The sequence below is a fragment of the Nocardia sp. NPDC004722 genome (assembly GCF_053601505.1).
In genome coordinates this window covers 1-8,302 of the sequence record NZ_JBSGBY010000377.1, presented here as the reverse complement: position 1 = coordinate 8,302, position 8,302 = coordinate 1, and the positions used below count along the sequence as shown (strand labels likewise).

Genomic DNA, 8,302 nt, shown 5'->3' with positions numbered 1-8,302 from the left:
GAACTTCCGCGATCTGAATGGTGTTGAGCGCCGCGCCCTTCCGGAGATTGTCACCGGAGATGAACAGCGCCAGACCGCGCCCGTCCGGCACACCCAGATCCAGGCTCGCCACCGAGCGCAGCGCCTCCAGCATCTTCTGCTGGTGGCCGTGCGCGGTGTCCATCACCAGCACGTCCGCGCCCGCGTCGACCAGGGCCTTGGCCTTGGCCGGGACGTCACCGTTGATGCCGACCGCCGCGGCGATGCGCAGCTGGCCGTTGGCGTCGACGGCCGGGGTGTAGATGCCGGTGCGGATCGCGCCGGTGCGGGTCATCACGCCCGCGAGGGTGCCGTCCGGGTTGACCAGGACCGCGATATTGGTGTGCTTGGCCTCGAGCAGCGCGAAGACCTCGCGCGGCGCGGTATCGGCCGGAGCGGAGACGAAATTGGTGTCCGCGACGGTGCTCAACCGCGCGAAGCGGTCCACATCGGCGCACGAGGACTCGGTCACCACGCCGACCGGCTTGCCGTTCTCCACCACGATGACCGCGCCGTGGGCGCGCTTGTGGATGAGGGCCAGCGCGTCGGAGACGGACTGCTCCGGATCCAGCACCACGGGGGTGTCGGCCGTGAGCGAGCGGCTCTTGACGAAGGCGATGGTGTCGGCGGCCGCCGGGATCGGAAGATCCTGCGGCAGCACCACGATGCCGCCCCGGCGGGCGACGGTCTCGGCCATGCGGCGGCCGGCGACGGCTGTCATATTGGCGACCACGAGCGGAATGGTCGTGCCGGTCCCATCCGTGGAGGAGAGATCGACATCGAACCGGGACGCCACATCCGTCCGGCGGGGGACGAGGAAGACGTCGTCGTAGGTCAGGTCGTAGGGCGGAGTCTGCCCGGGAAGAAACTGCACGTTGTCCCATGGTAGCTGAATGCTGAGAGTTCGCGGCGCATTGGGGCGATTGGTGCGAATTCGCGGCGGTCAGGACGCGGTCGGGATGAACAGTGCCTCGAAGGGCGGCGGGCCCACGGCGAGGGTGGTGTGGCCGCGGCCGTCGGTGTCGGCGGCCAGTACGAGATCGCCGGGAGCGAAGCGGCGGCGCTCGCCGTCGGAGGTGGTCACCTCGATCTCGCCGCGCAGCATGACAACCCACTGCCTGGCGGGGGCCGGGTGTGGGGCACTGTCGAATTCGGTGCTGCGCAGGTACGACACTCCGGCGGCCGAGGGGAGGCTGCCGACCGACATCGCGGGCACACCGATCGCGAGAATGCGTTCCGTCAAAGGGATCTCGGCATCGACGAAGATCGAACCGCCGTCCTCGGTCGATTCGATCACGGTGTAGTGCAGGCGGTTTGGACTGATCATGACGCTGATAGTCGTCGAACCCGGATCGGCCTGCGATTCCCTGCGGGGAATCGCAGGGCCGACGGCGATGCGTGTGAAATCGGAGCCCTCGAGAGAGATTGCCAAAAGGTTGCTATCCCCTATGAGGGGCTCCGAGTTAACTCGATCTCGTCCGAATTGCCGGAAACCCCGGGCCGATTCCCGCGCATGTCCGTAGGAACCTCCAACCGTGTCGGCGTCAGCGCGCCGAACGCTTGGCCGCCCCGGGCTTGCGCTTCTTGTTGTGCGGACGGCTCTCACCCTTGGGTCGCGTCCACACCCGCGGCTGCTCACGCGAATCCGTCTTGGCCGCAGGGGGAGTCGACGGGTCGGGAAGCGGACGACCGGAAGGCCGACGCGCCCCGGTGATCTCGGCCAACCGCTGGTCACCCGGCCGCACCTCCACATCGATGGGGGTGACACCGGCGAGCCGGGCCAGTTGCACGGCCTCCTCCCGATTGTCCGGCGTGACGATGGTGACCACGGTGCCGGACGCCCCCGCCCGCGCCGTACGTCCGGTCCGGTGCAGATAGTCCTTCGGATCCACGGGCATATCCACGTGCACGACCAGCGACACATCGTCGATGTGCAGCCCCCGCGCGGCGATATCGGTCGCCACCAGCACCGGCGCGGTCCCGTCGGCGAACGAGGCCAAGGTGCGGGTGCGCTGATTCTGCGCCTTCCCCCCATGCAGCGCGACCGCCCCGACCCCCTCCTCCCGCAACTTGCGCGCCAGCTTGTCCGCCCCGTACTGGGTCTTCACGAACAGCAGCGTCCGCCCGGCCCGCGCCGCGATCTCGGTGACCACCAAGCGCTTGTCGGTGCGCCGCACATGCAGCGCGTAATGCGCGATATCCGGCACCGCGGCGGGCGTCTTCGGCCGTGCGGCGGCAGCCTCGTCGGCACCGGCGGTGGCGTTGTCGCGTGAATCCTCGGGCGTCCCGGTGTTCTCCGTATCGCCGGTGGCTTCCCGCACGACGAGGGAATTCGTGATCCAGCCCGGCTTCTCGCTGATCGAATGCGATGCCGGATCCCGCAGGTAGTGATGTGCCAGCCCGTCGATCGTCTCGTCGAGGGTGGCCGAGAACAGCAGTTTCTGCGCGTCGCCGGGGATCTTGTTGAGCAGGGCCGTGAGCTGCGGTAGGAAGCCGAGTTCGGCCATGTGGTCGGCCTCGTCAACTGTCACGACCCGAATATCGGTCAGCGCCACGGCCTTCCGTCCGAGCAGATCGGTCAAGCGTCCGGGCGTGGCGATGACGACGTCCACCCCGCGCGCCAGCCGTTCTTCCTGCTTCTTGATCGGCAGTCCGCCGACGGCCGTGGCCAGCCGCAGGCCCAGCGACAGCGCCGGTTCGTCCAGCGCGGTCTCGATCTGTAGGGCCAACTCTCGCGTCGGGGCCAGGATCAGTCCGCGCGGTCGCTTGGGCACGCTCGGTGCGCCGAACAGTCGGGCCAGCATCGGCAGTCCGAACGCCAGCGTCTTGCCCGACCCCGTCGCGGCTTGCCCCAGCACGTCCCGCCCGGCCAGGATGTCGGGAATCACCAACCGCTGGACGGGGAACGGCTTGTCGATCCCGCTGCGCCGCAACGCCTGTACCAGCACCACCGGCAGCCCCAATTCGGCGAAGGTCGCCGTGCTCATCCGATTCAGGGTGGCGGACAACTCGGCGGTGGGCGACGGGTCGGTGGGGATGGTGGCCTCCTCGGCTGGGTATGTGGGCATGGCGGATTGCGCCGCGCCCGAGTCGGATTCGGGGACAGCGGGGTGGGGATCAGGCACGGCTGACCAGGCGGCTGAGCTCGACGAGCCAGGGGATGGCCACGGCGAGGGTGGGGACCACGAGGATGGCGGCGGCTACGAGGTAGGCGGCGATGGCGATTCGGAGGTCGCCGATGGGGCCGGCGAGGCGCTGGATGCGGATGAGGGTGGTGGGGCCGCCGACGGCCATCGCGCCCTGTGGGGCAGGGGAATTGGAGCAGGCCACCAGGGCGCGGGCCAGCGGGGTCGGGCCGGTGACCTTGACCGCGGAGTCGTCGGCGAGCAGTTCGATGAGCAGCTTCACCGAGTCCAGCGCGGATTTGGAGCGGACCACGCGGGGGAAGGCTTCGTGGGCGGCGGTGAAGGCCTCGAGCACCAGGTCGTGGCGGGCGCGCAGATGCGAGCGCTCGTGGCTGACGATGGCGGTCAGTTCCTCGTCGGAGAGGTTGGTGACGGTGCCCTGGCTGAGGACCACCCGCTGGCGGATGCCGGGCAGGCAGTAGGCGATCGGCTCGGCGGCGGCCAGCACCCGGATGTCGGCGGCCTGGCGTTGCACGCTGGACTGATCGAGCAGGTCGACCAGCATGCGATGCCGGGCCCGCCGGCGGCGGGTGTGGATGCCGACGCGGATCACCGACCAGATCAGCCGCGCCCCGACCAGCAGGGTCAGCGCGAAGACGAGGACCAGGGCCAGCCACAGCGGCAGCCCGAGCGCGTCGATCTCTTTACTGGGTGTGGTGGTCGGGCGGCCGTCCGCGCCGGGCACCAGCAGTCGCGAGGCGATGGCGAGCCCGGAACCGAAGGCGCTGAGCACGGCGGCCAGCGCGATGGCCTGCCAAAGCACCAGTGCGGCACGGGGACTGCGGTAGGGCCAGGTGGCCCGGGAGAGCAGCGCTGGTACCGGTCCCGCCAATAACAAGGCGAGACCGGCGAATACCGGCGCTGTCCAGTCCATGACCTCAGCTCACTGCGTTGTGGGGCTCGGGCCGAGGTTACAGCTATACGGACTCGGGTTTGTCCTTGCGCGCGACCTCGGTGGCTTCGAGCTTAGCGAGTGCGTCACGCAATGCGGCAGCCTCATCCGCGCCTACCTGTTCGACGAAGTGCACCAGAGCCGCTCGGCGGCTGCCGACTTCGTCGGCCTGCTGCAGCGCGTCGAACATCAGACTCGCGACGAGCTCGTCGCGCGTGTGCACGGGGGCGTAGCGGTGCGCGCGGTCGTCACGCTGCTGGACCACCAGATTCTTCTTCGCCAAGCGCTGCAGAACGGTCATCACCGTGGTGTACGCGAGTTCACGACGCTCAGCGAGTGCTTCATGGACCTGCCGGACCGTTTGCGGTTCGTCGGCCGACCACAACTGGTCCATGACCGCTTTCTCGAGTTCACCAAGACCTGCCATCCCACAAGTTTACGGAGACAACGACAGGAATGCGTACTACAGGTCGTCGTAACCGGGTGGTAGCTGGTGTGGGATTCGTCATACCCCCGCGTCGACCGGCATATCTTCCAGAGCGGACGCGTGCACGTGCCGCAGGCCGATGGGGACGATCATGGGCCGACCCGACACCGGATCTTCGAGAACCTCCGCGCGCAGCCCGAAAACCTCGCGCAGCAGATCGGTGTCGATGATGTCGGCGGGACGGCCCTGGGCGACGATGCGCCCGGCGTGCATGACGATGAGCCGGTCGCTGTAGCGGATGGCCAGATTGAGGTCGTGCAGCACCATGACGACCGTGCGGCCGAAGTCGTCGTGCAGGCGATCGACCAGATCGAGCACCTCGAGGGAGTGGGCGAGATCCAGATAGGTCGTGGGCTCGTCGAGCAGCAGGATGTCGGTGCCCTGGGCCAGGGCCATGGAGATCCAGGCTCGCTGCCGTTGCCCGCCGGATAGTTCGTCGAGGGTGCGGCTCGCGAGGTCGGCGATGCCGGTCTGTGCGAGCGCGGTCGCCACTTCGGTCTCGTCGTCGGCCGACCATTGCCGCAGCCAGGATTGATGCGGATGCCGCCCGCGCGCCACCAGATCCGCGACGGTCAGACCTTCGGGCGCGACCGGTGTCTGCGGCAGCATGCCGATGATGCGGGCGATGTCCTTGGTCTTCATGGTCGAGATGGCCTTGCCGTCCAGCACGACTCGGCCGCTCTTCGGGCGCAGCAGCCGTCCCAGCGAGCGCAGCAGGGTGGACTTGCCACAGCCGTTGGGGCCGATGACGGTGGTGATCAGGCCGGGCTCGATATCGACCGACAAGCCGTCGACGATGACGCGCTCGCCGTACCCGAGCGTGACGTCCTGCGCGCCGATCCGGTGCGGTGTCGAAAGCCCTTGATCCGCAGCCTCGGTCGCGGTGCTGTCAGCGAGAGTCACAGGGTCGCCTTCCGGTTGGTGCGGACGAGCAGGAACAGCAGGAACGGGCCGCCCACCGCGGCGGTGACCACACCGACCGGCAGGGAGACGGGAAAGACGGTGCGCGCGAGCAAATCCGCGCCGACCACGGCGATCGCCCCGACCAGCGCGGAGGCGACGAGCGGCTCCCCGGGCGTGCGCAGCAGTCGCCGCGCGATCTGCGGCGCGGCCAGGCCGACGAAGCCGAGGGGGCCGACAGCGGCCGTGGCCAGGGCGGCGCAACCCACTGCGGCCGCGAGCAGAACCGCCTGCTGGGTCTGGATGCGCACCCCGAGCATGCGGGTGGTGTCGGTGCCGAATCGCAGGGCCGCCAGCGAGCGCGCCGACATGATGGTGACCAGCAGGGCCACACCCAGTCCGAGCGCGGCCGGGACGAGAGCCGACCAGTCGGCGGCATTGAGTGAACCCGTGAGCCACTGCTGTGCGTGCGCCGCATCGGTGAGCGTGGCGCGCGTGAGCAGCCAGCTCACCACCGACAGCAGCGCGGCGTTCACCCCGATTCCGATGAGTACCAGCCGAAATCCCATGACTCCGCCGTCCCCGGTCGGGGTGCGCCCCCACGCGAGCAGATAGATGAGCACCGCCGTCAGCAGCCCGCCCGCCAGCGCCGCCGCCGAAACCCCGAGCGCCGCGGCCGCACCCGTCCCGACCCCGCCCATCCCGACGATCACCGCCACCGCCCCGCAGCTCGCCCCCGAGGTGATCCCCAATAGATCCGGACTGGCCAGCGGATTGTGCAGAATCGACTGCGTCACCGCCCCCGCCAGCCCCAGCGCCGCCCCGACCACGACGGCCGTCAGCGCCCGCGGCAACCGCGAATCCACGATCACGAACCGCTGCGCCCGAGTTCCCCCGCCGCCCAGCACATCCAGCACTCGCGCCACCGGAATATGGAACTCGCCCACTGCGATATCCAGCGCGAACAGCCCGAACAGTATGGCGGCGAGCGCAATTACGGTGAACAGCATCCCGATTCGCACCACCATGGAGAAGCTGCCTGCCCGCATCGCCCTCCGGGTACCAGAAGCGCCGTCCGGGGCATTTGCCACGTGGTCGCCCGAGCTCACCGCCGTGCCGGTTCCCGGGGGAGGTGTCGGAAGAGTCACAGGGTCACCAGCTTTCGGCGGCGGACCAGCAGGAGGAAGAAGGGGGCGCCGAGGGCGGCGAGGGTGATGCCCGCCTGGAGTTCGCCGGGGCGGGCGATGAGGCGGCCGGTGGTGTCGGCGGCGAGCAGGACGAGCGCGCCGATGAGGGCCGAATAGGGCAGCAGCCAGCGGTAATCGGGGCCGGTAATGGCGCGGGCGAGGTGCGGGACGATGAGGCCGAGGAAGGCGATCGGGCCGACGGCAGCGGTGGCCGCGCCCGCGAGGAGGACTACCGCGGCGAGGCCGAGGATGCGGCTGCGGGTGAGGTTGACGCCGAGGCCGCGGGCCACATCGTCGCCGAGACCGAGCAGGTTGAGGCCCGGGGCGGCGGCCAGGGCCAGGAGTGCGCCTACGGTGAGAAACGGCAGGATCTGGCCGAGGACCGAGGCGTCGTGCCCGGCCACGTCGCCGACCACCCAGTAGCGGTAGGTATTGAGCGCCGTGCCGTCCAGCAGCACAACGACATTGGTCATGGCCTGGAGGAATGCCGTGACGGCCGCGCCCGCCAGGACCAGGCTCAACGGGCTGGCCTTGCCGCCGCCGAGCGCCGAGACGCCGAAGACGACCAGGCCCGCGAGCAGTGCGCCCGCGAAGGCGAACCAGATGTATTGCGCCGGTGTGGTGAGCGCGAGCAGGTGGATGCTCAACGCCGCCAGGAAGGCCGCGCCCGCGTTGATGCCGAGTAATCCCGCGTCCGCGAGGGGATTTCGGGTGTAGCCCTGGATCAAGGCCCCGGCCATCCCCAATGCGAGTCCGGTGAGCAGGGCGAGTCCGGTTCTGGGGAGCCGCAATTCGCGCACGATCTGCGCGGCCGAACCCTCGGCCGGACACGAAAGCGGTAGCCCACCAGGGCAGACGAGGGCATCGTAGACGGTGCCGAGGCCCAAATTGCGCGATCCGAGAGCGATACTCGCCGCCACCGCGCACAGCAGCAGGACGGCGAGAACGAGAAGTCCGAACAGACGTCGCCGTCTGGTGGTGACTACGGCGGGCACGGTGACGAACTACTCCTGACGCTTTCATTGCTCGACAAGTCTGGTAAGCCTAACCTATCTTTCCGTTCTCGTTGTCCATGCAGTTCTCGTTGTCCATGCATTGGCCGAATAGTCGATGAATGAGGAGGTTCGATGCTCGAACCCGTAACCGTGTGCCCGCCGCGCGATTCCCGCCTGGCCTTCGGGCTGGCCGGCAACCGCCTGCGCGCGCTGCAACCCGAACACCCGCGCGTCTACGCCGTCGCGGCCATGGCCGATCAAGGCAAGCGCCGCTGGTGGCGGCTGTCCGACGGGATCCGCGAGGGCCGTATCGAATTGATGTACCGCCGCCACGCGGCCGAGATGAGCAATGCCGATATCGCCGCCGAGGTGGTGGCCACCGCCCTGATCCACGCGGTCGTGGGCCGGGTGATGGCCATGGTGGTGTCGGAGGGCCGGGCCTGGGATCCGGGCCTGGAGAATCTGTGGATCCACACCGACAATGACGGTGGCATCGACTGGGCGGGGCTGTCGGACACCACGATTCGCGTGGTCGACGGCGATCATCGTGATGCGCGACTACCTGGTCGTCACCCGCGGCGTCGACCCCGTCGCCCTCGAGCAGGCCCGCATGATCCACATGACCAACGGGTTCGCGT

At 69.0% G+C, this 8,302-nt stretch carries 8 protein-coding genes and 1 pseudogene; 1 reads left to right on the top strand and 8 read right to left on the bottom strand.

Going from position 1 to position 8,302, the window contains the following annotated elements; genetic code table 11:
- The 8 genes from ACWELQ_RS29995 to ACWELQ_RS29960 form a co-directional block, all read right to left on the bottom strand.
- A partial coding sequence (locus tag ACWELQ_RS29995) for an IMP dehydrogenase (RefSeq protein WP_452400391.1) occupies nt 1-892 on the bottom strand: 892 nt, incomplete at its 3' end.
- Nucleotides 893-961: 69 nt separating this feature from the next.
- Nucleotides 962-1,345, bottom strand: a complete 384-nt coding sequence (locus ACWELQ_RS29990; RefSeq protein WP_452400390.1) for a hypothetical protein — start codon at nt 1,343-1,345, stop codon at nt 962-964.
- 217 nt (nt 1,346-1,562) lie between these two features.
- A complete protein-coding gene (locus ACWELQ_RS29985) occupies nt 1,563-3,005 on the bottom strand; it encodes a DEAD/DEAH box helicase (RefSeq protein ID WP_452400393.1) in 1,443 nt (480 codons plus the stop codon).
- A gap of 130 nt (nt 3,006-3,135) precedes the next feature.
- Entirely contained in the window at nt 3,136-4,077 is a 942-nt protein-coding gene (locus ACWELQ_RS29980; RefSeq protein ID WP_452400389.1) for a M48 family metalloprotease, read from the bottom strand.
- 43 nt (nt 4,078-4,120) lie between these two features.
- Entirely contained in the window at nt 4,121-4,522 is a 402-nt protein-coding gene (locus ACWELQ_RS29975; protein WP_452400388.1) for a BlaI/MecI/CopY family transcriptional regulator, read from the bottom strand.
- A 78-nt stretch (nt 4,523-4,600) separates the two neighbouring features.
- Nucleotides 4,601-5,422 carry an ABC transporter ATP-binding protein gene (locus ACWELQ_RS29970; RefSeq protein ID WP_452400392.1) on the bottom strand — a complete coding sequence of 274 codons (822 nt, stop codon included), beginning with the start codon at nt 5,420-5,422 and terminating at the stop codon, nt 4,601-4,603.
- Nucleotides 5,423-5,481: 59 nt separating this feature from the next.
- Nucleotides 5,482-6,531 carry a FecCD family ABC transporter permease gene (locus ACWELQ_RS29965; RefSeq protein ID WP_452400387.1) on the bottom strand — a complete coding sequence of 350 codons (1,050 nt, stop codon included), beginning with the start codon at nt 6,529-6,531 and terminating at the stop codon, nt 5,482-5,484.
- Between the two features lie 95 nt (nt 6,532-6,626).
- Nucleotides 6,627-7,664, bottom strand: a complete 1,038-nt coding sequence (locus ACWELQ_RS29960) for a FecCD family ABC transporter permease (protein WP_452400386.1) — start codon at nt 7,662-7,664, stop codon at nt 6,627-6,629.
- A gap of 132 nt (nt 7,665-7,796) precedes the next feature.
- On the opposite strand from ACWELQ_RS29960, the pseudogene ACWELQ_RS29955 reads away from it, so the two are divergent.
- Nucleotides 7,797-8,302 (top strand): annotated as a pseudogene (locus ACWELQ_RS29955) (hypothetical protein); the annotation flags it as partial.

Coding starts and splice junctions, on each gene's coding strand:
- ACWELQ_RS29990 (WP_452400390.1), bottom strand. CDS start 1,345: ATGATCAGTCCAAACCGCCTGCACTACACCGTGATCGAATCGACCGAG.
- ACWELQ_RS29985 (WP_452400393.1), bottom strand. CDS start 3,005: ATGAGCACGGCGACCTTCGCCGAATTGGGGCTGCCGGTGGTGCTGGTA.
- ACWELQ_RS29980 (WP_452400389.1), bottom strand. CDS start 4,077: ATGGACTGGACAGCGCCGGTATTCGCCGGTCTCGCCTTGTTATTGGCG.
- ACWELQ_RS29975 (WP_452400388.1), bottom strand. CDS start 4,522: ATGGCAGGTCTTGGTGAACTCGAGAAAGCGGTCATGGACCAGTTGTGG.
- ACWELQ_RS29965 (WP_452400387.1), bottom strand. CDS start 6,531: ATGCGGGCAGGCAGCTTCTCCATGGTGGTGCGAATCGGGATGCTGTTC.